The sequence below is a fragment of the Flavobacterium sp. TAB 87 genome, from assembly GCF_001529295.1.
Lineage (GTDB): Bacteria > Bacteroidota > Bacteroidia > Flavobacteriales > Flavobacteriaceae > Flavobacterium.
The window spans coordinates 1-25,719 of sequence record NZ_LLWK01000021.1 but is presented as its reverse complement, the minus strand read 5'-3'; the positions used below and the strand labels follow the sequence as shown (position 1 = coordinate 25,719).

The 25,719-nt window shown below is 34.1% G+C and carries 20 protein-coding genes and 1 pseudogene; 2 read left to right on the top strand and 19 right to left on the bottom strand.

The genetic code is table 11. The features are described from left to right. Positions 1–802 precede the first annotated feature (802 nt). The 17 genes and pseudogenes from AP058_RS00765 to fucP form a co-directional block, all read right to left on the bottom strand. Positions 803–2,272, bottom strand: a complete 1,470-nt coding sequence (locus tag AP058_RS00765) for an NAD(P)/FAD-dependent oxidoreductase (RefSeq protein ID WP_066305671.1) — start codon at positions 2,270–2,272, stop codon at positions 803–805. Between the two features lie 241 nt (positions 2,273–2,513). Further along, positions 2,514–3,293, bottom strand: coding sequence for a glucose 1-dehydrogenase (locus AP058_RS00760; RefSeq protein ID WP_066305666.1), 780 nt, complete (start codon positions 3,291–3,293; stop codon positions 2,514–2,516). A gap of 255 nt (positions 3,294–3,548) precedes the next feature. Next, positions 3,549–4,007: a hypothetical protein gene (locus AP058_RS00755; protein ID WP_231739454.1), complete on the bottom strand. Its 459-nt coding sequence runs from the start codon at positions 4,005–4,007 to the stop codon at positions 3,549–3,551. Positions 4,008–4,545: 538 nt separating this feature from the next. After that, a complete protein-coding gene (locus tag AP058_RS00750; protein WP_082706525.1) occupies positions 4,546–5,343 on the bottom strand; it encodes an SDR family NAD(P)-dependent oxidoreductase in 798 nt (265 codons plus the stop codon). 622 nt (positions 5,344–5,965) lie between these two features. Beyond that, positions 5,966–7,963, bottom strand: a complete 1,998-nt coding sequence (locus AP058_RS00745; RefSeq protein ID WP_066305664.1) for a BCCT family transporter — start codon at positions 7,961–7,963, stop codon at positions 5,966–5,968. Positions 7,964–8,242: 279 nt separating this feature from the next. Beyond that, positions 8,243–8,671: pseudogene (locus tag AP058_RS00740) on the bottom strand (zinc-binding dehydrogenase). A 306-nt stretch (positions 8,672–8,977) separates the two neighbouring features. Further along, entirely contained in the window at positions 8,978–9,757 is a 780-nt protein-coding gene (locus AP058_RS00735; protein ID WP_066305661.1) for an SDR family oxidoreductase, read from the bottom strand. A gap of 12 nt (positions 9,758–9,769) precedes the next feature. After that, positions 9,770–10,597, bottom strand: a complete 828-nt coding sequence (locus tag AP058_RS00730) for an amidohydrolase (RefSeq protein WP_066305660.1) — start codon at positions 10,595–10,597, stop codon at positions 9,770–9,772. Further along, positions 10,594–10,932: an L-rhamnose mutarotase gene (locus AP058_RS00725; RefSeq protein WP_066305657.1), complete on the bottom strand. Its 339-nt coding sequence runs from the start codon at positions 10,930–10,932 to the stop codon at positions 10,594–10,596. The genes AP058_RS00730 and AP058_RS00725 overlap by 4 nt, the downstream gene beginning before the upstream one ends. A 3-nt stretch (positions 10,933–10,935) precedes the next feature. After that, a complete protein-coding gene (locus AP058_RS00720; RefSeq protein ID WP_066305652.1) occupies positions 10,936–11,790 on the bottom strand; it encodes a fumarylacetoacetate hydrolase family protein in 855 nt (284 codons plus the stop codon). A gap of 80 nt (positions 11,791–11,870) precedes the next feature. Further along, the gene (locus tag AP058_RS00715) at positions 11,871–13,394 is read right to left on the bottom strand and encodes an alpha-L-fucosidase (RefSeq protein ID WP_066305647.1); all 1,524 of its coding nucleotides are present in this window, start codon (positions 13,392–13,394) and stop codon (positions 11,871–11,873) included. A 112-nt stretch (positions 13,395–13,506) separates the two neighbouring features. Next, positions 13,507–14,088 (bottom strand): LUD domain-containing protein, encoded by a 582-nt coding sequence (locus tag AP058_RS00710; RefSeq protein WP_066305645.1) that lies wholly within the window; start codon positions 14,086–14,088, stop codon positions 13,507–13,509. A 4-nt stretch (positions 14,089–14,092) separates the two neighbouring features. Then, positions 14,093–15,469: a lactate utilization protein B gene (locus AP058_RS00705; RefSeq protein ID WP_066305640.1), complete on the bottom strand. Its 1,377-nt coding sequence runs from the start codon at positions 15,467–15,469 to the stop codon at positions 14,093–14,095. Positions 15,470–15,473: 4 nt separating this feature from the next. Next, positions 15,474–16,211, bottom strand: coding sequence for a (Fe-S)-binding protein (locus AP058_RS00700; protein WP_066305637.1), 738 nt, complete (start codon positions 16,209–16,211; stop codon positions 15,474–15,476). Continuing rightward, complete coding sequence (locus AP058_RS00695) at positions 16,211–16,975, bottom strand: SDR family NAD(P)-dependent oxidoreductase (protein WP_066305634.1); 765 nt, start codon at positions 16,973–16,975, stop codon at positions 16,211–16,213. The genes AP058_RS00700 and AP058_RS00695 overlap by 1 nt, the downstream gene beginning before the upstream one ends. Before the next feature lie 45 nt (positions 16,976–17,020). Further along, on the bottom strand, positions 17,021–18,676 hold the full coding sequence (locus AP058_RS00690; protein ID WP_066305631.1) for a UxaA family hydrolase: 1,656 nt from the start codon (positions 18,674–18,676) through the stop codon (positions 17,021–17,023). 17 nt (positions 18,677–18,693) lie between these two features. After that, on the bottom strand, positions 18,694–20,046 hold the full coding sequence (gene fucP / locus AP058_RS00685; RefSeq protein WP_231739452.1) for an L-fucose:H+ symporter permease: 1,353 nt from the start codon (positions 20,044–20,046) through the stop codon (positions 18,694–18,696). 114 nt (positions 20,047–20,160) lie between these two features. Between fucP and AP058_RS00680 the strand changes: the two genes are divergently transcribed. Both AP058_RS00680 and AP058_RS00675 read left to right on the top strand, forming a co-directional pair. After that, complete coding sequence (locus AP058_RS00680) at positions 20,161–21,027, top strand: AraC family transcriptional regulator (RefSeq protein ID WP_066305630.1); 867 nt, start codon at positions 20,161–20,163, stop codon at positions 21,025–21,027. Between the two features lie 284 nt (positions 21,028–21,311). Beyond that, entirely contained in the window at positions 21,312–22,691 is a 1,380-nt protein-coding gene (locus AP058_RS00675) for an exonuclease domain-containing protein (RefSeq protein ID WP_066305628.1), read from the top strand. A gap of 584 nt (positions 22,692–23,275) precedes the next feature. Here AP058_RS00675 and AP058_RS00670 read toward each other — a convergent pair. Then, positions 23,276–23,611, bottom strand: coding sequence for a DUF3891 family protein (locus AP058_RS00670; protein WP_066305626.1), 336 nt, complete (start codon positions 23,609–23,611; stop codon positions 23,276–23,278). Between the two features lie 485 nt (positions 23,612–24,096). Next, positions 24,097–24,354, bottom strand: coding sequence for a hypothetical protein (locus tag AP058_RS00665; RefSeq protein ID WP_066305623.1), 258 nt, complete (start codon positions 24,352–24,354; stop codon positions 24,097–24,099). Between the last annotated feature and the right edge of the window lie 1,365 nt (positions 24,355–25,719).

The following is a 25,719-nucleotide window of genomic DNA, read 5'->3' as shown; positions in this document are numbered from 1 at the left end:
TTTGCTTAATTTACTTCGCAAGCCAAGTTCTTTCATATATTTTGCAACTGTAATTGCTTCGCCTGTTCGAGCAAGCTCTCGGGTCTTGAAACTTTAAAACCTAAATGCTGTAATTCCAATGTTATTCTACGACTTCCATATCTTTGTTTCGCTGCAAAATAAATCAATCTTATCTGTTCTTTTATAATAATTTTTAGCTGTCGTCTTGCGGTAATTGAGGTTGCTAACAACGTGGGAGGGTTATTTAGAGATCACATCATTAATAACGGTACTCTTACTGAAGATTTCTTAAAAAAGAATTTGCTACTTCCAATACCAGCAGATGAAATAAATAGAAATGAAAATATAAATCAAGCAGATCAAAACTTCGGATACTAATACAATCCTATTACATTCAGATAATCAAATTATTACAACAAGAGACCGTTCTAAAAGAACGGTCTCTTTATATTAAAAGAACATGTTATAATTAAAAATCTAGAAAGATTTTTAATTAATATAGGACTATTTGATTATTTTTTTAATGTCAAATAAGTGAAAGTCCTTTTCTTAATTTGCAATTCAGCAGTACATAACATAAATCTATCCTGTATTATAAACCCACAAAATTTACTAAATGCTTTTAAAGTAAATGAAACGTAATGCGTAATCACTGTTACTAGACTAAATTCTTTCTTACTGAGTTTCGAGTCTTTGAGATTATTGATCTCACAAATGCTAAAAGGACAAATAAGGGCTTTTAAATTTGATTCTACTTCTCTTTTTTAATCTAAAAATCACGACTTAAAAATCATGCTCGTCATCAAAGAATTGACTTATTTTCTTTTTCGAGTAATCTCAATTTTTTACTAATTCGCTGAGCAGTCATACCAATTGCTTCGGTAAATGTTGGAAACGCCAGTTCCAATTCTGCAATTTCATGAATTTGCATCTTCGCAACAATGCAAGTGGCGGCGACTTGAATCACCTCTGCGGAATAGGATCCTAAGACGTGTACTCCTAAAAGTAATTTACTCTTTCTATCAACAATCAGTTTGCAAAATCCATCCGTTCTTCCATCCATCACTGCCCTTGGTAACCCAGTATAATCTACAGTTTCTATTATGCAATCGTGGTCTATTTTGGCTTGATCTTCGGTCATGCCTACCGATCCGTATTCTGGTTCTGTAAAACTACCCGTTGCAATGGCTTGCGGATTATAAATTCTTTTCGCACCCATAACTGCATTTTCAGCAGCGACCCTGGCCTGATGTGCTGCACTTTGTACAAACATACTGACTCCATTTGCATCACCAGCAACCAATATTTCTGGCACATTCGTTTGTAAATATTCATCTATCTTAATGTATGGTCCGTTCATTTCCACCCCTGCAACCTCAAGCTTTAATCCTGAAACATTTGCCGGCCAACCTACCATAAGGAATACTGCATCTGTTTCCAGCGCGTCTCTCTGTCCGTTTTTAGTGAAAGAAACTTTCAGCTTGCCATTTTCTTTTTCGATAGAATCGCACCCAGTTTCTGTCAATACATTCATTCCTCTTTTTAAAAACGCGGCTTCCAGTCGTCTGGAAATATCTTTATCACTTGGTGGAGAAAGGCGGTCGGCAAATTCTACAATGTTAACTTCAGCACCAAAATCAATGAGTATTGAGGCCAATTGACAACCTGTAGCAGAGCCACCAACAACTGTTACTCGTTTAGGCAACTCTTTCATTTGCCACAAATCATGGAATGAAAGCGCCAATTCATTACCCGGAATAGATAATTTTCGTGGCTTACCACCAACGGCTAGAATAATTTTATCTCCGGTAAATTGTCTTCCATCTGAAATCTCTACCGTATTTCTATTGACAAAATGAGCGGGGCCTACTTCATCAATAACTGTTATTCCCTGTTCTTTAACTATTGAAGTCAGATGCCACACTTCATTGGCGTGCGCTGCGACACGATTTGCGCTTGCTATGGCCTCTCCAAAATTCACCTTGGGAAGATTGCCTTCCAATCCAAATTGTGAATATAATTTTGCGTCTGAACGTAAGCGTGCTGCTCTCGCGAGAGTTCGAACAGGAGCTGGACCTTCATTAAAGGCAGTTCCACCTAATTTATTACTTTCTAAAATGGTTACCTCTGCCCCAAGTTCTTGAGCTCGTAAGGCAGCCTGTACTCCAGCTGGTCCTCCACCTACGACAATAATTTTCTGTCTGCGATGTGAATTATTTAAGTTTTCACCTTCTTCCATCATTATATTTTTATAAATTATTTCTAAATTCATTACGAAAGCACATAAATTTTTAGTAAAAATTAAAGCAGTATAACTGTTATTAGAATGATAACTACATGAGTGCTTGCAACAAGCGCTTCATTTATTAAAAACGTATAATTAAGATAAAATAAGCCTCTGCAGAATTTCTGGCAGAGGCTTAAAATTTGAAAAAATTACTTTAAAAGAATAATATCTTTATCTATTTTAAAGATAAGATTTATCAAGTAAATTAAAATTATTACATTCTCATTTACATATCTAAAGTCTGTTCTCCACCTCCATTAATAAAGATAACTTGTCCGCTCGTCCAACTGGAAATAGGCGATGCGAAATATAAAACTGCTCCCGCAATGTCTTCCGCCTCGCCTAATCTGTGAATTGGCGTATGTTTCAGCATTGCTTTTTCTAATTCTGGCGTTAGTACCGTACTTAAAGCAGCAGTTCTTGTTGCTCCAGGACCAATTGCATTTACGCGAATATTATTTGGACCATAGTCATAAGCCAAATTTCTGGTCATATGATTAATTGCTGCTTTAGACGAAGCGTACGCACTAATTGCTGGACTCTTATTAATAGATGCCATTGATGACATGTTAATAATGCTTCCGTATCCTGCTTTTCCCATGTGTGGTGCAACCAATTGGCATAATCTCCACATGCTAAAAACGTTCATATCGAACACTTTTTTAAATTGTGCTACTTCGATATCGTAGGGACTTTCTTTTCCCGCTCCTCCTCCACCAACGTTGTTGACCAAGATTTCAATGCTTCCAAAATGTTCAATCGTTTGGTCTACTAAATTCACTAATGCTTCGTCTTCCAAAACGTTACAATCAATTGCGATTGATTTCCCTCCATTATCATTTATAGATTGAGACGTTTTTTTTGCAGCTTCCAAATTGTAATCCGAAACGACCACGTTGGCACCAAAAGCTGCTAGCATTTCGCAACATGCTTGTCCAATTCCTCCAGCTCCACCAGTAACGATGGCTGTTTTTCCTGTTAAGTCAAATAACTTTTTTGTGTCCATTTTATTGATTTTTGATTAATTAAATATTTTTATATTTTGTATAGTCAGCCACGGCTTTATATGATGGCAAAGAAATACGATCATTAGCTTCATTTCCAGCAATTCAACGAGAAGCCATTTTCACAATTATTATTTTTTAAGCGGAATCGATGTATATGGCTGGTCCATGACCAACTATTGTTCAATAAACATCGCAGCTATTTTTAAAACACGTTGGAAGATCCAAGAAAAATCAAAAACTTAATTTCATTTTTTTTATTTTTTTTCTTCAGAAATGATACTTTCTTTCAATGTCAAATAATTTACAAAACCAGAAACTAATCCAGCAATAACACCGATAATAATGATGCCGACCACCAAAGATACAGCTACGGTTCCCATATATTTTTGCCAGAGAACAGCCAATGAGGTTAAGATTCCGAAAGTTACAAAGCCATTTTTTAAAGCTAGAAGTACTGTATTTGGAAAAAAGGACATTTTCTTTTCTTTAATGCCGAAATAGGCGATAAAAGTTAAAATTACAGAAAGTGTAATTGCAAGCATCACGGCAGTTCCTAAAACTGTTTCGGTCGTATTGGTAATGGAATCAACCGAAATTGGAATAGTAGCTTTTCGTCTTAAAAGAAAATATTGTATTACAATATTAATGATAGCATTGATCACGCCCGTTTTTACAGCGCCTTTCATTAATTTAGATTTCATTTCTGTATTCATAAATTATTTTTTAATGATTGAAGAATAAAGCTTCTTAAACCGCTATGTAACTGATTAAATAGCATAAGAAGAACCTTTTAATCTCTTATCGCGAATTGTATAAGAGATAATTATCTAGTACTATAGAACAATAATATTTTAAAAAATAAGGTAAGCCGTACTTCCCGACGAATAAATATTATCGATATTTCTTCCATTAAGAACAGAAGCTACTTATACGTAAACATAAAGATTAAAGTTGTCTAATTTAGATATCGCACTCATTCCGGGCTTTACTAATCGCTACCTCGGTAATTCGAAAACAACTGTTGTTCCTGTTGTTATGGAAAACGTCTTATAACAATCTTCCAACTGCTTTTCATCTAGCAGTTTCTTATAATTTTTTTGATTATTAGAGATTGCTACTTCTTCTATAAAACTGCCATTAGTACGTTGCAGATTGAACCGCTCTCGTTTTTTACGTATACAAGAGTGCAAACACGAGAAGATGGAACTAAAAAAAATTCATGCTACTAAATTAAAATTCGTTTTTTTAGATTTATTCTGAACTTGGCATTTTCGATTTATAGACACCGCCACCATTTACCGTCAATTCTATTCCAGTGATCCAACTTGCAGCTTCGCTCAGTAAAAAGGCCATCGCGTTGGCAATATCTTCTGGCAAACCACGTCTTCCCAAAACGATCTGTTTAACTACGTTATCAATCATTTCTGGTGTATATCCTGCTTCTAATGTAGAATCACCATTGTCTACCATTCCAATAATTAAAGAATTGAAACGTACTTCAGGTCCAGATGCCACAGCCATACTTCTCGACATATTCAGTAATCCCGCTTTTGCAGTGCTGTATTCTATAAACTCTGGTGAAGGTGTATTTCCAACCGCAGATCCACTAAAGAGAACTGCTGCATTTTTTTCTTTTACTAAATAAGGCATGGCAAGTCGGGTCAGGTTGTAAGCTCCCAAAGTATTAAGTTTGTAAGAATCGATCATTTTTTGAGAATCTGAACCCCATAAAGGTGTATTGGCCCCCCAACCTACATTGTTAATTACTGCGGAAATTTTACCAAATTTCTCTATGGTTTTAGTAATCATTAGTTCAATCTGCTTTTCGTCAGTTGCATCAATTTTTAATCCCAATGCTTCATTTCCTGTTTCTTTGGTAATTTCATCTGCAATTCTTTTTACACCTTCTTCATTCAAATCTCCAAGAACGACGTTAGCACCCAGCGATCCTAAAAAACGGGAAGCCTCACTACCAATGGCTCCAGCAGCACCAGAAATAAGAATTACTTTTCCTTTAAAATCATACATTTCATTAATTGTTCTCATCATAATTTATTTTAGTAAGGTGACTATATTTTTTAAAATAATTAAATTAAATGATCTCATTCATCTGCAAGATCGTTGATCTGATTGTGGGGATTTTTCGTTTTACTAAAAATTTTAACCCTAAATGTTTTTTAGTTGTAAAGAACGCTAAGCTTTAAATTGCAAGCCAAAAACGGAATATAAAAGGACGACAGGAATAATGAATGAATTTTTATTGAACTTAAAAATGGAGTTTTAACAATTAAATTTTGACGAAGAAAATCCATATATCGAGAATTAGATTTCAATTCGAATACAAAAAAATAAAATATCGTAATTAATTATGAAATTAATAAAATTTTATTAATTATAATATAGAATTATCAAATTTAATACTAAAAGACGGCATTGTAACTATTAGTTATGATAAGTGGTTTGCAGCCCATGAACGCTGCAGTAGAAATTGGTATTTTGTTACGCTGCATTTGTAAATAATTACACGTTTAAATTTCGATGTTGCACGTCTAAAAAAAAGTAATAAAATAAAAATTTAGAAGTGAGATTGGGGTGCGAACTTGGAGCTAATTTTAAATTTAAAAAATTACAAAAGACAATAAACCTATGCTAAATTAAAAATAAACCATTATTAAAGCTGTTCGTAAGAATCACTACTAATAAACATTCCATTATTTTCTTCCGACACTATGCCTAAAAATCGATCATAATGCTTCAGGATGTCTGATATTAATTCTTTTTTTGTAAAATACTGAATATCATAACTTTCACGTGTGTCTCCGAAATAGGCTTTCGGAAAAAATGTACCACTCGATTGAATGCCAGGAAGGTTATCTTCATCAATTACGTAAGTAGAAACATTTTTTGAGGTCGTTTCTACGCCATAAATAAAGTTGTTAATCACATCATATTTAATTTCCATTTCAATTTTAGATGGATCTGTTTTATAATTTATAGCAGCATCGATACCGTTTTTTACAAATTCTATCTGTAATTCAGCAAACGCTTCTTTAACCACTGTATTTATAAAAAAATCTACTGCTGAGCGGTCTTTGGTTGCTACTATTTGCTTTAGTCTATCTTTCCACAATCTTCCTGACCACGGAACTGTAGCTTTAGAGAAATTTCGATCGTAATACGATTGGTCGATGCTAAGTCCTTTTAGTAAACTCACAATAAATAATATCATAATTACCGAAAAGGGCAAGGCTGTAATTAACGTCATACTTTGTAGTGCTTTTAAACCTCCTGCATTAAGGAGTACTAATGCCAAAACTGCAAGTAATCCTCCCCATAAAATAGTCTGCCATTTTGGAGATTTTAAGGCATTTTTGGTCGCAATGCTATTCATAACAAAAATGCCCGAATCGGCTGATGTTACAAAAAATATAATTACAATAAATATTGTCATGTAGCTTGCGATTTCTGAAAATGGTAGATACTCTAAAAACCGAAACATAAGTGCATCTGGATTTCCTGCTAATGCGCTCAAAGCACCCTTGCCAACATTCATGTCAAACCATATAGCACCATTTCCAAAAACAGTCATCCAAATAAAATTGAATAGCGATGGTATAAGTAATACAGCGACTATAAATTCTCTGATCGTTCTTCCTTTGGATATTTTGGCAATAAAAAGTCCAACATATGGCGACCAGGAAATCCACCAAGCCCAGTACAAAATGGTCCAGTCATAAAACCAAGGCAATGTTTCTTGATCATAGACGTGGGTAGCAAAAGTTAGATTAAAAAAGTTGTTAATATAATTACCTAATCCCTCTGTAAAACTTCCAATTAAAAAAACCGTAGGACCCACTGCGAGCACAAACAGTAATAAACAGACCACTAAGATTACATTAATATTACTTAAAAGTTTAATTCCTTTATCTACTCCTGTGAGCGCTGACAGCACTGCTAAAGATACCAGAATAGCCACAATCATGATTTGATAAATAAAATTAGTGTCTGGCACTATGTTAAGTATCTGTAAGCCTGAATTTATTTGAACTACTCCAAAACCCAAGGTAGTAGTGATTCCGAAAAAGGTGCTGCACAATGCAAAGACATCAATAACATTTCCCCATTTTCCGTTAATTTTATTTTTTAATAACGGATAAAAACAACTTCTTAACGATAATGGCAATTTAAAGCGATATGTAAAATAAGAAAGTGATAATCCTACAAGCCCGTATATCGCCCAAGCATGTATACCCCAATGAAAGAATGTGTAAAGCTGGGCATTTTTTGCCTTGTTTACATATTGAGTCAGCCCAAAAACTTCAGAAGAGTAGTGTTGCATTGGCTCAGCAACTCCGAAATACATTAATCCAATTCCCATCCCTGCAGAAAATAACATGGCAACCCAAGAGAAAAAACTGTGTTCGGGCCTGCTGTCGTTGTCTCCTAATCTAATATTTCCGTATTTACTAAATAGCAAATAGACCAGAAAAATCACGAAAAGTGTTACTGACCAAACATATACCCAATTTAAATTTACAAAGATGAAATTTTTAATCAAATTTAAAATTTGATCGGTAAGTTCTGGATATAGAACTGATGTAATAGAGACAAGAAAAATAAATACCATACTTGGTATAAAAATTCCTTTGCTTAAGGTAGTTTTAAACATAAATTTAGTTTTTTTGGTAATTATTTAAATTACTAAAGGGAAATAATATGCTGCTATTTTATTTGCTGAAAAAAATTTAAGGTATACTGGTAGACTGTAAGACAAATAAACGAAATGAGTATTTTTTTTTTTGCAAGCTACAAATAAATTATTTACAGAATTATAATAGATACCTAAAAATCAAATTTTCAATTTTAACATCTAAATTCTTTAGCGAAATAATCACAAACTGAGTTCATTATTCCAATAACGATACATTAGATCTTGAAAAAGAGATAATTAACTAGTCAACAAAACTTTTCCAAGATAATCTCCTTTTTCCATCAAACGATGGGCTTCTGCGGCCCGTTGTAGTGGAAATGTTTTATAAATAATAGGATGAATTTAGTTTTAATTAAATAAGGGCCAAATATTTTTCTCTACTTCTTTTGCAATCTGGGCTTTAACTTCTACAGATTGGGGCTTTAAAAAACTTCCTGTTACTATCAGATTTTTGCTCATTATTGTGCGCAGATTAATAGTAACGTCCATGCTCTTCATACCATTTATATAAATCAAGCGACCTTGTTCATTTAGAATTTCGAGATTCTTTTGAGTGTAATCTCCGCCAACCATATCTAAAATAACATCTATTTTTTCCCCTTTTAAAAACTGCTCAAAATCTTCTTTTTTATAATTGGAAATTACACTTATAAATTTCGTCCGCAAAAATGACTTGCTATTACTAATGTCAAACTTTACTCTGACATTTATTTGCAAAACCTAATAATCTAAAATTGTATTAATACCTTAAATAGCAATATGTATTTCTTAAAATAGAAATTTTTTAATAGTTTTATTTAGAACTATGCGCCAAATGCATCTTTTTTAGTTCAAAAAATCTACTATCTAATTTAAAGACTAATTTTCCTTTAAATCGTACAAAGATTAACAACCCTGTCATAAAAATTGATTGACAATTTTGCTACTAAAATGTAGCATTATATCTCTCGATTTTTTTTGATATTCCAATTTCTACAAACTTCTGTCCAAATGTGTGTACCCACCATCAACATAAATTAACTGTCCTGTAGTATGACTTGATTTTTTGGATAATAGGAAAACAACCATATTCGCTATTTCTTCCGCAGTTGTCATTCGATTTTCAAACGGAATTTTATCTGTAATTTGTTTTAATTTTTCTTTCGGATTGTCAAAAGTTTGGATCCACGTATTATACAAAGGCGTGTAACATTCTGCAACAATTACTGCATTGACACGTATGCCGTATTTCAACAATTCTACTGCCCATTCTCTAGTTAAAGCATTGCGTCCTCCATTAGAAGCCGCATAGGCAGAAGTCCCTCCCTGTCCTGTATCAGCAGTTTTAGAACCAATGTTTACAATACTTCCCTTCGACTTTTTCAATTCTGGCAACGCATGGTGCGCCATTAAGTAATAATGCACTAAATTTTTATGTAAAGAGCTAACGAATGAATTGTAATCGCCATTTTCTAATCCTACACTATCATTTACACCTGCATTGTTCACAAGTCCATCGATGTGACCAAACTCAGCTACAATTTGTTGTACTGCATTTTCACAATCTTCAGGTTTTGTCAATTCAGCCACAACAGCTCTTGCCTTTCCACCAGCAGCTTCAATTTCTTTTATGGCAAGCTGATTGTCACTTTCTTTTCGTCCTATGATAACCGGAATTGCGCCTTCTGCAGCAAGAACTTTACAAATTCCCAATCCTATTCCTTTGGCTCCACCTGTTACAATGATTATTTTATTTTCTAAATGTAAATTCATTTCTGTTTTATTTTATAAGTGATAGAATTTTATAGCGTTACCGCTCCAAATTTTGTCCTGCTCTTCTTTGGGAAATGTGGAAAAATAGCTTTCGACAATACCACAGGTTTGCTCATAAGTAGCTGCTAATAAAGTGACCGGCCAATCACTCCCAAAAAGCAAACGGTCTACTCCAAAATTTGCAACTAGTACATCCAAGCAGTAGCTAAAATCGTCTTGTTTCCAATTGTTCCAATCCGCTTCGGTAACCATTCCAGAAAGCTTGCACACTACATTTTTGTAGGTTGCTAATTCTGCAATTCCTTTTTCCCATTGTGTAAAATCACCTTCTTTAAAATTCGGCTTGGCCAAATGGTCAATAACAAAACTCTGTTTCGGAAAACGTTTTACAAAAGCAATGGCATATTTTAAATGTTGAGGTGCAATCAATAAATCGTATGTAAAATTATGTTGCTCCAATTGTGCTATACCGTTACAAAAGTCTTCTTGAAGTAAAAAATCATCTGCTGCTTCTCCTTGAATGATGTGTCGAAAACCTTTCAGTTTTTTGAATTGAGAAAAATACTTCAATCGCTGTTTTATATTTTCAGCTCTAAAATCGACCCAACCCACAACTCCTTTAATGAAATCATGTTCTTCAGCAAGCTGCAGTAAAAAATGAGTTTCCGCTTCACTTTGATCTGCTTGAACAGCTATGCAACCATCAATATTATTTTCTCGCAATAAAGGAAGTAGATCAGCAGGTAAAAAATCCTGCTGAATTACTTTCATGTCGTCGCTAATCCAGGCGTCTTTCACTAGATCATATCTCCAAAAATGTTGGTGACTGTCTATTCTCATTTTAATTCAAATATCTTTTCCATAACCATCCATTTCTCTCCAGACTTAGCCCAAGGTAACGCTTGTTGAAATTTCCACATTAAATCTTCCCACTCTTGCACTCTAGCATTATTAGCATCCATTTGTGATTTTTGGTCGAATGAAAATACTTCATTGGCTTCAATAATCATAAAGAGTCTATTGCCCACAAGATAAATATCCAAGACTTCAATACCAGAATCCTTGATACTTTTTGTAATCTCTGGCCAAATATTTTGATGAAAGGCTTTGTATTCTGCAACTAACTTCTCATCATCAATTAAATCTAACGCCAAACAGTATTTTTGCGCTGCCATAACTTACTTAGTATATGCTTTTGCAACTTGTTTGCTAGAGCCTAAACCGTCCATTCCTAATTCAATTACATCTCCGGCTTTGATATAAATTGGATCTGGTTTAATTCCTAATCCTACGCCTGGAGGCGTTCCTGTACTGATAATATCGCCTGGAAGCAAAGTCATAAATTGACTCAAATAATGTAGCAAAAATGGGATTTTGAAGACCAAGTTAGAGGTATTACTATTTTGGAATTTCTTACCATTTACAGTCAACCACATTGGAATATTATTAACATCAGCAATTTCGTCTTGCGTTGCTAAAAATGGCCCAAGTGGAGCAAATGTATCACAACCTTTTCCTTTTGCCCATTGTCCCCCCATTTCAATTTGAAACGCTCTTTCGCTGTAATCATTTAACAACGCATAACCAGCGACATAGTCTAGTGCATCTGCCTCTTCAACATAACTTGCTTTTTTTCCAACAACAAAAGCCAGTTCAACTTCCCAGTCTGTTTTAGTGCTGTTTTTTGGAATGATTAAATCATCATCTGGGCCACATAAAGAGGTAGTCGATTTAAAAAATATGATGGGCTCTGCTGGAATTGGAGCTCCTGTTTCTTTGCAATGATCTACATAGTTTAACCCAATGCAAATTATTTTTGAAGGTCGCGCTACAGGAGATCCTAGTCTCACGTTTTGTTCAACCTCTGGCAAAACTGGATTGCTCTGCAAGGCTGCTTTTAAAGTTTCTAATCCATCATTTTCAAAGAAAGATTCATTATAATCTGAAACAATCGAAGACACATCGTATCTTTTTTCGTCGATTATAACTCCTGGTTTTTCTTTTCCTTCTGCTCCAAATCGTATAAGTTTCATATTTTATATGTTTTATTCTTAAATTTAATTATTATCTCGTTAAACTATATTTATTTAGATAATCAATACCTTATTTTATGTTACTTTTTTTCAAAATACAATCCAATTTCTGCTAAAGCCGGTTGCAATCTGGCAGACAAAATACGCAGTCGTACTTTAGAAGCAGTTACCGTTGGAAACTCTAATAAACGTTTAAAACCAATGGTAGTTCCTTCGGTTGCTTTTTTCCATTGTCCATTTTCCCAATATTCGAAAACAAACTTTTCTACTCTTTGTCCTTTGCTAATATTTTCCTGAAGTAATAGTACATTGAATGTTTTTTCTTCTTTTAAATTCATTTCGACCGAATTACCATTTTTTTTCATAGAAAACACAACATCTGTCGCATCGTTCCCATCTAATAAATTCTTTATCTTTTTTACCGCACCGGTAGCTTTTGCATTTTTTAAAAGATTTACTTTAAATATTTCATCCAATTTTACTTTCCAACCTTTTAATGCAGCAACATCATAATCGGTAATTAAGCCTCTTTTATCTGGTGGGATATTCAATAGTAAAACGCCATTTCTTCCTACCGAATGAAAGTAAATTTCTTTTAAATATTCTGGTGTTTTTACTTTTTCATCTTCTGATTCATGGTAAAACCATCCCGGACGAATAGATACATCTGTTTCTGCAGGGTACCATTTTAAAGCATCACCGTCCTTCAACTGACTGCGACTTCCCAAAACGCTACCTCGCATATCTCCCGTTGGAGGTGTATCTACTTTGGTTTGAGAACCATCGTCTGTTTTTTTCTTTTTTCCAACCGGCACTACACTCCATTCTTCCTCACGTCCATGCCCTGTTTCGGTTCCTACCCAACGAACATCAGGACCCGAAACAGCAATTACGGCCTGAGGTTGTAATTTTCTGATCTGTGCATACCATCTTTCAAAATCATATACTTGCTTTTTTCCATTCGGACCTTCTCCATTGGCTCCATCAAACCATACCTCGTCTACTTGCCCATATTGAGTCAATAATTCCGTCAATTGAGCGATCATAACATCATTATATGCCTCGGTGCCATAACTAGCATGGTTCCTATCCCAAGGTGACACATAGACTCCAAATCCTACTCCAAGTTCTCGACAAGCATCAGCAACTTCTTTGACTACGTCACCTTTACCGTCTTTCCAAGGGCTATTTTTCAAAGAATATTCTGTTGTTTTTGTTGGCCATAAGCAAAAACCATCATGGTGTTTTGCGGTTATAATAACTTGTTTTATACCGGCATCTTTGCAAGCTTTAACCCATTGTCTAGCATCTAATTCTGTAGGATTAAACAACTTTGGATCATCCTTTCCTTCACCCCATTCCCGTCCGGTAAACGTGTTGATTCCGAAATGGAGAAAGCCCGTTAACTCTAAACGTTGCCAACGCAATTGCTGTGGTGAAGGGACAATGTTAGCAGCAATGTGTACTAACTCCTGCTCTGACATTGAAGCATTAATTGTTACAAAGTTTTTTTGCTGAGCATAGCTAGAAAATGCAATCGATGAAAAAGCCAATCCTAATAATGTTTGCTTTAGACGATTCTTACCAACGTAATCTATTTTCATTTCTTACTGTTTTTTTAAAACTGATTCTTACTATTGAACTTAATTTTTTCTCTTGAAAATCGTATTGAAATTGTCAGTGCTTTTAACTTTTACCATTAAAATTACTTTTATATTATTCTATAACATATACTGTGGTACTTCTGGCTCCATGTGCTCCAATGACTAAAGATTGCTCAATATCTGCCGTTTTTGAAGGTCCAGCGATAAATACTCCAAAACCTTCAGTGCCTACTTTTATGGTATCATACGCATCGTGTAGGGTTGATACAATATCTTTTTTGTCCACTACCAAAACCAAATGCTGACAAATAAATGGCAGTAATCTATTTTTCATTTGACTTTCGTACACCCAGACTGCTCCATTTTCAGCGACTGCAACAGTTCCTCTGATATACGCTCTTTCTACTTTTTCTAGTTCAAAAGCGGACAATGAAATCTGTTTTTCATTATTTGTTTCTCCTGTAATGGTATCTACTATAAAAGTATCAGTTGCTCTATCTAACCGAATTTTTTCATTGACAAGCTCTAAATTCGGAATCAATTCTGCCGTGCCTCCAATGCTTTCCAACACGGTTTTAAATTGGGCATAACGATCTTCATAATCAATTATAGCATTGCGTTCAATCTCAGGAAGCGCCACCAAACTCGGTTGATTGTTTGCTATGGCATTCAATATATTTTCTCTTGCACTCATGAAACTACTTTTTATTGCTTTTTCCGTTTTTCAAATACCAATCTCTAAAGGACTCTTTTGGTGGCTCTGGCATTTCTCTTTGCTTGTACCACGCATTCCATTTATTGTTCGTAATAAATGGAAAAGCTTTCATCGTTCCTCTTCCAATTTTTCCAACAAAGCGGTATACACTTGGTTTTGAAAATAAAAATGCCATTGCGTCCATTCCTATTTTTTTGCTTGTGTCAACATAACCTTCGGCCACGATTACCTGTCTCCATTTATACAATTGCTCATGAATATTGATTTTAACCGGACAGACATTGGTACAACTGCCACATAAAGTAGACGCAAATGGCAAATCAGCATTCGCCTTCATATCTAAATTTGGACTCAAAATAGACCCAATCGGCCCAGCCACAGCAGTGTGATAACTGTGCCCGCCACTGCGGCGGTAGACTGGACAAGTATTGAAACAGGCTGCACAACGAATGCATTTTAGTGAATTTCTAAAATCTTCGCGCCCCAATTGTTTGCTTCGGCCATTATCGACAATCACCAAGTGCATTTCTTGTCCTGGTCTTGGTTTTTGATAATGACTCGAATATGTGGTTATTGGCTGTCCTGTTGCACTTCTTGCCAATAATCGTAGAAATACAGCTAAATGTTCTGCTTTTGGAATAATTTTTTCAAAACCCATACACGCAATGTGCACGTTGGCAATATGTGCGCCCATATCGGCATTTCCTTCATTGGTACAAACTACAAAACCACCCGTTTCTGCTACCGCAAAATTTACTCCTGTAATCGCTAACTCTGATTGAATAAACTTATTTCTTAGGTGTATTCTGGCAGCTTCTGTTAAATATTGTGGATCATTATTTCCTTTTTCGGTTTGCAAATGCTCATGAAAAGTCTCGCTAACGTCTTCTCTTTTTAAATGAATTGCTGGCAATACTATATGGCTTGGTGTTTCTTTTCTGAACTGAACAATACGCTCGCCTAAATCAGTATCAACCACTTCTATTCCGTTCTCTTGTAAATATTCATTTAAATGACATTCTTCAGTAAGCATACTTTTGCTCTTTACAATCTTTTCGATCTTGTGCTGCTGAATAATGGTATGAATTATTTTATTATGCTCTACTCCATCAGCAGCCCAATGCACAAAGATTCCATTGGCTTTTGCCTTTTCTTCAAATTCAGTTAAATAATTAGAAAGATTAGAAAGCGTATGATCTTTTATTTGCGAACCCCATTCTCTCAATTGTTCCCATTCGGGCAGACCATGAGCGGCTTTGTCTCGTTTCTCACGAACAAACCATAAGGTCTCGTCGTGCCAATCGGTTCTGGGCTCGTCGGCTATAAATTTTTCCGCTAATGCTGCATGTGTTATTTTCATCTTATTATAATGAGCTATTCAATATCTCAGCAATATGAATGGTTTTTACAGTACTTCCTTTTCTTTTTAAAATTCCTTCTAAATGCATCAAACAACTTGTATCTCCGCCAGTAATATAATCGACATCGTTTGCATCGTGTTCAGCAATTCTATCTTTTCCCATTTTTACACTTACAGCTTCTTCGAACACACAAAAAGTTCCGCCAAAACCGCAACATTCATCACTTCGTTTGGGTGTACTTAATTGAATATCTTGCACCATAGTGAGCAACTGTTCTGGTTTAGAAAAAGAAGGCAACATGATTTCTGTCATTGAAGAAAGATGCAAACCTCTTTGCCCGTGGCAGCTGTTGTGCAAGCCTACTTTAAAAGGAAAACGAGCTTGTAGCTTTTCAATCTTTAATACATCAGTCAAAAATTCGGTCAGTTCATAAACATTCTTTCTAATTTCGGCTGCTTCTTCTGGATGTGTTGCATCTTGTAAATGTTCTTTTACATGCAATACACAACTTCCTGAAGGAGCGACGATATAATCGAAACCTGAAAAATTTTCGACAAAATTGGTATCGCAACCTTTACTTAAACTAGCAAAACCACTATTGGCCATCGGCTGACCACAACAAGTTTGCTGTAAAGGGAATACAACATCACAACCTAGTTTTTCTAATAATTGCAACGTAGCAATACCCACTTGTGGATAAAACTGATCGATGTAACAGGGTATGAATAAGGCGACTTGCACTAGTTATTCAATTTTATAAATCCGCCATCAATAGGATAATCACAGCCTGAAATAAATGACGCTTCATCACTACATAAATACAAGGCCAAAGCTGCTACTTCCTCTGGTTTTGCCATACGCCCTATTGGTTGTGTTTTAGACAATTTTTCGAACATTTCTGCTTCTTGTCCTGGATATGTTTTAGTAATAAATCCGTCTACAAATGGTGTATGTACTCGTGCTGGAGAAATAGAATTGCAACGAATATTTTCGCTTATATAATCTTTGGCAACTGATAAAGTCATCGCCATTACCGCTCCTTTTGCTGTAGAGTATGCAAATCGATCTGGAATTCCTACCCACGAAGCAATCGATGCCATATTCACAATAATTCCACCATTACTTTGTCTTAATTGCGGTATTGCTGCATGCAAACAGTTGTACACTCCTTTGACGTTCACATTCATAATACGATCAAAATCAGCTTCAGAAGTTGTATCTACCTTACCAATATGAGCAATTCCAGCATTATTAACGAGAATATTAATTGCTCCAATTTTTTCGAAAGTCGCTGATACTTCTTTTTGAATCGCCACATTACATGCATGCGCAAATACTTTACCACCATCATTGGTTATTTCTTCGACGGCTACTTTAGAACTTTCTTCTGTTAGTTCAAGAATATGAACCGTTGCTCCTTGCTTGGCAAATAAAGCTGAAATCGCTTTTCCTATTCCGCTACCACCTCCAGTTACTACTGCAATTTTATTTTTTAATGAAAACATACTAGATATGTATTTGATTTTTAATATTTTAGTGAAATTAATTATTTATAAGGAGACGCCTCGCTTCCAGGGAATAAAATCGTCTTGATTCAATTGTACCGCTTTAGGAATAATTTCTCCACCGGCTGCTTTGATGCAATATTCTAAAATATCTTCTCCCATTTCTTCAATAGATTTCTCGCCACTAATAACAGGTCCACAATCGATATCAATAATATCGCTCATTCTTTTGGCTAAAACCGAATTCGTCGCCACCTTAATTACGGGACAAACCGGATTTCCTGTTGGCGTTCCTAAACCCGTTGTAAACAAAATTAATGTTGCTCCAGCCGCGGCCTTTCCAGTGGTTGCTTCGACATCATTTCCAGGTGTACATACTAAGCTTAAACCAGATTTTGTCGCGGGTTCAGTGTAATCCAATACATCGACTACAGGCGCGGTTCCTCCTTTTTTAGCAGCACCTGCACTTTTGATCGCATCAGTAATTAATCCGTCTTTGATATTTCCTGGAGATGGATTCATGTGAAAACCTGAACCTACTTTGTGTGCTAAGGCATCATACGATTGCATTAAATCAATAAATTTCTCCGCCGATTCTTTAGTTACACATCGATCAATTAAATTTTGCTCTACACCACACAATTCTGGAAATTCTGCTAGTAGTACTTTACCTCCTAATGCTACCAATAAATCAGCAGTATAACCCACTGCAGGATTAGCAGAGACACCACTAAAACCGTCGCTTCCTCCACATTTTACTCCTACAACTAAATCACTTAATGGTGCTGGAGATCTTTCTAATTTATTGATCGTTATTAATCCCTCAAAAGTCTGCCTGATCGCATCAGCAATCAACTGTTCCTCACTGATGGTTTGTTGCTGTTCGAAAATAAGAAGGGGTTTATCAAACGAAGGATTTTGCTTTTTAACATCATTTACAAAATCTTGTACTTGCAAATGCTGGCAACCCAAACTTAAAAGCGTAACTCCTGCTACATTAGGATGATTGGCGTAAGCTGCCAACAATGCGCTCAAAGTAGCCGAATCTTGACGTGTTCCGCCGCATCCACCTTGATGGTTAAGGAATTTTATTCCATCTACATTTTTAAAAACACGATTAACGTGGCTCGTTGCTGCCAGTTCGATAGTAATCGAATCAATATTTTCGCCATTTTGGTATGCTTTCAGCAATTGATTGGTATACTGCGTGTACTTGTCAGTTACCGAATAACCCAATTCGTTTTGCAATGCTTCTTTTATGACATCTAAGTTTCTATTTTCACAGAATACCGTTGGTACAAAAAGCCAATAATTAGCAGTTCCTACACGACCATCTTTTCGTTTGTATCCATTAAAAGTTCTGTTCTTATATTTAGATACATCAGGAGCTTGCCATGCATTCTCGACCTTTCTGTAAGCATACGGTTCTGCAGCATGCTTTAGGTTTTCAATCGTCATTAAGCTCCCTTTTGCCAGATCGCACTGCACTTTTCCAACCAAAACACCATACATGGTGATCTCATCTCCTGTTTTTAAATCCGTTGTATAAAATTTATGCTTCGCCTTAATTGTATGTTGAAGTACAAACGTTTCTCCGTCAAAAGTCACTTCTTCTCCTTGCGGTAAATCTGCTAAAGCAACCAGAACATTGTCTTTTGGGTGCATTTTAATTACCAATCTTTTTACTCCGTTGTTTAACATAGTATATAAATAAAATTTTATGCTTTATTAGCTTTGTGTCCGTTGAAGGCAAATAATAATATAACTGCAAAACAGGCTAGCGGAACACTGTAACCCATTTGAATGCTTCCTGTGGCATCAGAAATCACTCCTAAAACTGGAGGTAGTAAAGCACCACCAACGATTGACATTACAATTAAAGAAGATCCAATTTTAGTGTTATTTCCTAAACCATCTATTCCCATAGAAAAAATAGTAGGAAACATGATACTCATAAAGAAAGCAATCGCTATTAAGGTATAAACGACCATCATGCCTGTTCCTGTTATTGCTAAAACTGTCAATATGATATTGATGATTGTATATAATATTAATAGTTTTCGAGGTTGAATGTACTGCATCAAAAAAGTTCCGGCAAAACGTCCTAACATAAATGCTAAACCATAAAAACCTAAGTATTTTGCCGCTGTACCTTCTTCTAATCCGGCGGTTGTAGTTGCCATTTTAATAAAAAAACTACCTACACAAACTTGGGCGCCTATATAAAAAAACTGAGCTACAATGCCCCATCGCAGTTTCATTGATTTTAAAGCGGCACCGAAGCTAGATCCTTCAGCACCCTCACTATTCTCATCCTTGACGTCAGGCATATTCGTAAAATAAAAAACTACGGCCACAACAAAAATAATCAGACCTAAAATTAAATAAGGCATTTTTACGCTTGCCGCTTCTGAAGCCAAATAGGATTCTAAAGCTGCAGTTGACATATTTGCCATCTCCGATTCTGTCAAGTTTTTACCAGATAATATCATGGGCCCAACAACTGTAGGCGCAATGAAAGCAGCCAAACCATTAAACGACTGTGCAAAATTTAAACGCTTGGTAGCGGTTTCTGGCGGCCCTAATACAGTTACATACGGATTTGCGGCAGTTTCTAAAAATGTTAATCCGCAGGCAATTACAAACAAAGCACCCAAAAAATAAATGTATTGTAGCGAATTGGCGGCTGGTACAAATAAAATAGAACCAATACCAAACAAAATTAATCCGATTAGAATTCCAAACTTATACCCATATTTTCGCGTTACATAACCGGCTGGCAATGCCATGGCAAAATAGGCGATAAAAACAGAGGAGTCAATTAAAGACGATTCGAGATCTGTTAGACTAAATGCTTTTCTTAAATGCGGAATCAAAATAGGATCTAGATTGTGTACAAAGCCCCAAAAGAAAAATAAGCTTGTCACTAACATGAATGGAAAAAGCCATTTTTTGTTTGGATTAAAATCAGAAGAATTTCCATTCCCTTTTTTATCAGAAGAACAATCCTTTGTTTGCATTTCTAAAGAAATAGCTTTATTTTGTCCATCCGACTGAGATTTTAGGGCCATACGCGATTTTAATTATATTTATACTTATTTAGAATTGGAAAGTTATAGTAATTAAGAGCTTTTTATTAATCAGATATTATCTTTGTTTAATCACTAATTATCTTTGTTGCAACAATGAAAATAGAAAAAACTAAAATAAAGTCCTATGTAAACAGTTCAATTTCTGTTATTTGCAGAGAAGAGTCCTTTTTTCAGTCTCCATTTCACTCTCATCCTGAACTCGAATTGGTTTATATAAAGGAAAGTTATGGGAAAAGAATTATTGGAAACTCAGTAGCTCCTTTTGAATCAGGGGATATGGTATTTTTGGGTTCAGACATTCCGCATGTATGGTTGAACGACGAGCTGTATTACCAAGACAATTCTAAATTAAAAGCTAAAGCAATTGTTGTTTATTTTAATAAAGATCTTTTTGGTCCTGCTTTTTATGAATTGAAGGAAGCTCAAAAAATTAATACACTCTTCTCTAATGGTGTGCGTGGATTATTAATTCAAGGAAAAACGAATAAAACGATTGCAAAAAAATTAGAAAAACTGGTAAATAAAAAAGATTTCGAAATTATTATTGGTCTCTTTGAAATACTTTCGATACTCTCTGAAAGTGAAGAGCTTACTTTTATAAATAACGAAGTGTATTCGCCCACAAAAGAGCAAACTAAAAATGATCGATTGTCTGATGTATACATTTATATTAAAGAAAATTACAAGCAAGACATCTCTCTTATTGAAATTGCCCAAATTGCTAACCTCACTCCAACTTCTTTTTGTAGAATGTTTAAGATGAAAGCAAAAAAGAACTTTGTAGAATATCTTAACGAAATTAGGGTTGCAAATGCCTGCCGATTTCTAGTTGAAACCGATAAAAGCATGTCTGATATTGCGTATGAATGCGGATATAAAACTTCATCCAATTTTAATAGACTATTTAAAAAAGTTACAGGAACTACACCTAAAGAGTATAGAAAAACCGCGCAAAATTAATTTTGATAAAGATTTTATATTGCCACTTCTACTTAATAAAATCGAGTTAAATAACATCAATCAATAAATTACGCTACTTTATAATCCTTTTCCCTAGTGATTTATTTTATAGTTCTCATAGAGCATGAAATACCATCAAACTCATAATTATAACTCATTATGTCAGTTTACGTGTTTCGTCTATTATTGCAACTTAGTACAGTTTATAACATTTATACGTACCTTTGCTGTTACAAATTATAACAATAAAGTTATTTGTTTAATTTTAGATAGTAGCAAAATTCATGAAAAAGCAAGAATATGCGATAGTAGATATCGAAACCACTGGTGGAAATGCAACCCACAGCCGAATTACAGAAATTGCTATCGTCATACACGATGGCGAAAAAGTGATTGATCGCTGGGAAACTTTGGTTAATCCACAAAAAGATATTCCGCCAGCTATATTTGCCCTGACTGGCATTACTAACGAGATGGTGCAACATTCACCTGTTTTTGATTTAATATCAGATCAAGTTTTCGAACTGCTTTCGGATCGAATTTTCGTAGCACACAATGTCAACTTTGACTATTCGTTTGTACGACACGAGCTAGAAACGGCAGGTCTTAAGTGGACCGCCAGAAAACTTTGTACGGTGCGTGCAGCAAGAAAAATAAAACCAGGACTAGCATCCTACAGTTTGGGTAGACTATGCAGATCGTTAAATATATCTTTAGAAAATGCACATCGCGCTGGTGGAGACGCTGATGCTACTGCCGAATTATTTTCTCGATTACTGGAATGGGATGCAGAAGGAGAAATAAGTAAAATGATCAAGAACACAGCTCAAGATCAACGATTACCACCGAATTTACCACCAGAAGATTTTGACAAACTACCAGAAAAACCAGGAGTATATTATTTTTATAACGATGTAAATAAAGTAATTTATATCGGAAAAGCTGTTAATCTTAAAAAACGAGTAGCATCACATTTTACTGGTCACAAGATTACTCCGCAACGTCAAAATTTTTTAAGAGAGATTTATGCGATTTCTTTTGAAGTTTGTGGTAATGAACTTATGGCTCTGCTTCTAGAGGGGTCAGAGATTAAAAAATTATGGCCAATTCATAACAAAGCATTAAAACGATTTGAACCAAAATATGGATTGTTCGAATATGAAGCTCGAAATGGCTACCGTTATTTGGCAATTGGAAAAATTGGAAAAAACCAGCTATGCATCGAAGCATTTAATTCTTTAATTGATGGAATTAATAAACTAAGATCTTTAGTAGAACAATTTGAAATAGACCACCGATTTTGTAGCTATGGCAATTTATCGCAACAAGAATTCTTTTTTGAAAATACTAAAAATGCTTTACCAGAAATAGAAGACCACAATGAAAAAGTCGAAAATGCTCTTGACTTTTTTCTAAATAATAGACCAACTTTTGCCATTATTGATAAGGGAAGAACAGCTGAAGAAAGAAGTTGTATTTGGGTAGAAAACGGACACTTTTATGGAATGGGTTATCTAACGCCAGATAGTAGCATACATGATCTAACGGAAATAAAGGAGCTAGTTACGCGTTACCCATCCAATCAATACATCATGCAGGTTATAAATGCTTTTGCAGTAAAAACACCCTCTAAAATTCGTTTTCCTTACAAGGAATTAGAATGATTTGCCAATTTAAAATTAGTAATAAAGATAAGTGACAAATGACTGTTAATATTAAATTATCTAAAAAATTAATTATAGTTTACTATATTTTACAATTTAAAGTTGAGCAAGTTCGTAAAATCATAATTAAATAGTACTTCTACACATCTCATATTACTTACCGAATTGAAGTAGTTTAAAGAACGAAAGTTTTAAAAGATATACTATTCATTCTGTGATGTAATTTACTGAAGGTGATTCTAATTTAGAATTAACTATTTTAATAAAGCAAATTCCTGTATTTGCACAGCAGTATTTTTTCAAATATCATCAAACTCTTGAATGGATCTAAACTGTAATTGTTCAATTATTTTATACTCATAAAAAACCTTAAAACGAGCTTCCTTAAATACCCAAGTCTGTACTGAAATTTCCTTTTCCGTTTTATAAAATACCTGATTCATAATTCAATCTGGACTTTTAGATATTTCCATCTTTATTCCTTCATACTGCATTTTATTCATGCATATCAGTAGAGAAAAAGCATCACACCACTCCACAAATTTATACAATCGATCTGGATACTTTTGATCAAAATCTAAATTTTAAAGAGTCGCAATGCGGCTTTTTTTTTGATCTTTTAAAAAGGAAATTACCGTTTCATCTTCAATTTTATTTTTTTCTCCTAAAACAAAATCTAAATGCATGGAACTTAAAATACAATAGAATTGACTTTTTGAATTGACTATTTCCATTACATTACGATATTTTTTTAAATCTACCGTTCTAGACTCAGCAGTTAATACGAAATTTCGAGGAGCACCTGTATTAGTTAAATTTCTATTTTTTCTAGTCTCTGCAATACTATCATCATGCTCTGCAATTGCAATAGGCGTTGGAAAAATAATATCGTTAGTAGATCGATTAATACTGATATGCAATTATAGCATGGGGATGACCGTGCGAGCGTTGGTTCATAATTTTCCAACCTTTTTGACGAGTAATAAAAATTATAACTTACATATTAAATTACTATTGAAGTTGAAAGTTTATTCCAATGCCAAGTAAGCTAAAGCTATAAGAAGTTAGATGTATTGTAAATACAATTTTACGAGACAAACGAATTGCACAAGCTGCTTCTCAAGTATTTTTATGAGCTTTAAATTATTACTATAAAAAGGCAAATTAAAAAGATATTTAGATCTATATTTGAAAATATTATAAACAAAATTCATCTTGTGTACCAACTAAAGATAATTATTAACCGGATGTAGTTTACTTAAATTTATTTACAGTTAATTTATAATCACTTAACAATTCTAACTCAAGAAAATGCCGTATAAACTAAAAATAGAAAAAATAAGTTTTAGATTAAAAATTTCATGAAAAAACCTGCTTGTGCAGGTTTTTTCGAATATTCCAAGATTTAATTTCCACGTTTATTTTTGGAATCAATTCCTTCTACTTTTACAATTTTATTGTAAACCTCTAAAAGCAAAAATGAGGTTGCCCACTGCCCAAAAAATAGTGCTGTTTTTCCTTTTCCCATTACCTTTAATGTTGCAGAACCAGCCATTGAGGCGAAGGCATCCCATAAAAATAAATCTGATGATAATTTTGCTGTTTGCTCTTGAATTTTTTTAGCGACAGGACTTTCTGAATTATGGTTTTGAAGAATGCTCATAATATTTTTTTTTAGTTAATCATACAACTAAAATAACAAAAAATTGATTATCAACATTTTAAATAATTAATCTAACATTTACAAAGTTGAACTTAGTTAAATATAATCACTACAGAAAAAATCGATTTGACTTTAGCACGAATAATCAGCGTGCGCAGAAATGTAGCAATAGTTGCATTGCTAGAAATAAACTTCAATAGAAAACCAATTTAAAGGGAGATACAATGATAATATTCGGCATTATAAACATCAAGAATCTTTATCGTACAACAGTAGCATAAATTACTACAACTTGAAATCATGAAATTTTCAACTCTAATCGTATAAATTCATTTACATCCTTCTATACTACTTTTACTAAACAGAATTCAAAATCACTGCAATATTTTTTCATTGAGGAAAACTATAGCAAAAAAAGTGTTTTCTGAGTTAAGTAAGCTATTGCGGCTTACCTAAAAATAAATTGAACCGATGCTCGTTGACCAAATATCAGTCAAATGATAATAAAACTAGCATCGGTCAATTTTTCTATACATATTATGTAAATTTCAAGTTAAGTCTAGACTTGACTAGATATTAAATTTTAAGGTGTAGTAAATACTTAATTTTTAAAATATAAAATTTAACATTTGCAGTAATATTTAATTCGAATTACCATTTTTTTACAATCCTATAATTGATAATATCCTATTTAATCAATTATAATATTCTTGATTAAAACTTCTTTAAATCTTTCTTCAACTGTTAGATCTAATACTACGCGTCAATCTAAGAGAAATTATTATAAATATAGTGTATTAAGCCAATGCCGACATCAGAACCAAAATTTGATCAAAATCCTTTTCTTTTAATTTTTAATCCTGCTAAAAATTATTTCCTTCTTACATTTTTTTAAAAGAATAATTTGAAATGATGATTCTAATAATTGGAATGTTTGTGTGAACTATTTGTAAAAATACTTATCCTAAATTTAAATGCTGTAACTAATTTACAATCTAGTACAAAGCATTACATACACTATACTTAGTCTTTGAAGATATCTTTTAATGCTCGGAACTGAACTCAACTTAATGATCTGTTACACAATGGCATATAGCTATCGATTTAAAAATCTCGCCTGCAATTATTATTAAATGCAAAGATGCCGTAATAAGTTGATATCGATTTCTAAAATAATATATCAGAATTTCTGATATATCACTTTTCTAAAATACGTAGTTTGAATCAATCTCTTTAGACTCTTAGACTTATCTGTAAAAGACATAGTACCTACATCCATTATCTCATAAATAGTATGACCTGTACAAACGAAAAAACCCTAATTCGTTAGAATTAGGGTTTTAAAAAGAAAGGCGACGACATACT

What these genes read in the sequence shown, in the direction of transcription:
- AP058_RS00755 (WP_231739454.1), bottom strand. Translation starts at nt 4,007, where the DNA reads ATGAATACAGAAATGAAATCTAAATTAATGAAAGGCGCTGTAAAAACG.
- AP058_RS00760 (WP_066305666.1), bottom strand. Translation starts at nt 3,293, where the DNA reads ATGGACACAAAAAAGTTATTTGACTTAACAGGAAAAACAGCCATCGTT.
- AP058_RS00765 (WP_066305671.1), bottom strand. Translation starts at nt 2,272, where the DNA reads ATGAATTTAGAAATAATTTATAAAAATATAATGATGGAAGAAGGTGAA.
- AP058_RS00675 (WP_066305628.1), top strand. Translation starts at nt 21,312, where the DNA reads ATGAAAAAGCAAGAATATGCGATAGTAGATATCGAAACCACTGGTGGA.
- AP058_RS00680 (WP_066305630.1), top strand. Translation starts at nt 20,161, where the DNA reads ATGAAAATAGAAAAAACTAAAATAAAGTCCTATGTAAACAGTTCAATT.
- AP058_RS00715 (WP_066305647.1), bottom strand. Translation starts at nt 13,394, where the DNA reads ATGAAAATAGATTACGTTGGTAAGAATCGTCTAAAGCAAACATTATTA.
- AP058_RS00710 (WP_066305645.1), bottom strand. Translation starts at nt 14,088, where the DNA reads ATGAGTGCAAGAGAAAATATATTGAATGCCATAGCAAACAATCAACCG.
- AP058_RS00745 (WP_066305664.1), bottom strand. Translation starts at nt 7,963, where the DNA reads ATGTTTAAAACTACCTTAAGCAAAGGAATTTTTATACCAAGTATGGTA.
- AP058_RS00730 (WP_066305660.1), bottom strand. Translation starts at nt 10,597, where the DNA reads ATGAGAATAGACAGTCACCAACATTTTTGGAGATATGATCTAGTGAAA.
- AP058_RS00720 (WP_066305652.1), bottom strand. Translation starts at nt 11,790, where the DNA reads ATGAAACTTATACGATTTGGAGCAGAAGGAAAAGAAAAACCAGGAGTT.
- AP058_RS00705 (WP_066305640.1), bottom strand. Translation starts at nt 15,469, where the DNA reads ATGAAAATAACACATGCAGCATTAGCGGAAAAATTTATAGCCGACGAG.
- AP058_RS00725 (WP_066305657.1), bottom strand. Translation starts at nt 10,932, where the DNA reads ATGGCAGCGCAAAAATACTGTTTGGCGTTAGATTTAATTGATGATGAG.
- AP058_RS00750 (WP_082706525.1), bottom strand. Translation starts at nt 5,343, where the DNA reads ATGATGAGAACAATTAATGAAATGTATGATTTTAAAGGAAAAGTAATT.
- AP058_RS00665 (WP_066305623.1), bottom strand. Translation starts at nt 24,354, where the DNA reads ATGAGCATTCTTCAAAACCATAATTCAGAAAGTCCTGTCGCTAAAAAA.
- AP058_RS00690 (WP_066305631.1), bottom strand. Translation starts at nt 18,676, where the DNA reads ATGTTAAACAACGGAGTAAAAAGATTGGTAATTAAAATGCACCCAAAA.
- AP058_RS00735 (WP_066305661.1), bottom strand. Translation starts at nt 9,757, where the DNA reads ATGAATTTACATTTAGAAAATAAAATAATCATTGTAACAGGTGGAGCC.
- AP058_RS00695 (WP_066305634.1), bottom strand. Translation starts at nt 16,975, where the DNA reads ATGTTTTCATTAAAAAATAAAATTGCAGTAGTAACTGGAGGTGGTAGC.
- fucP (WP_231739452.1), bottom strand. Translation starts at nt 20,046, where the DNA reads ATGGCCCTAAAATCTCAGTCGGATGGACAAAATAAAGCTATTTCTTTA.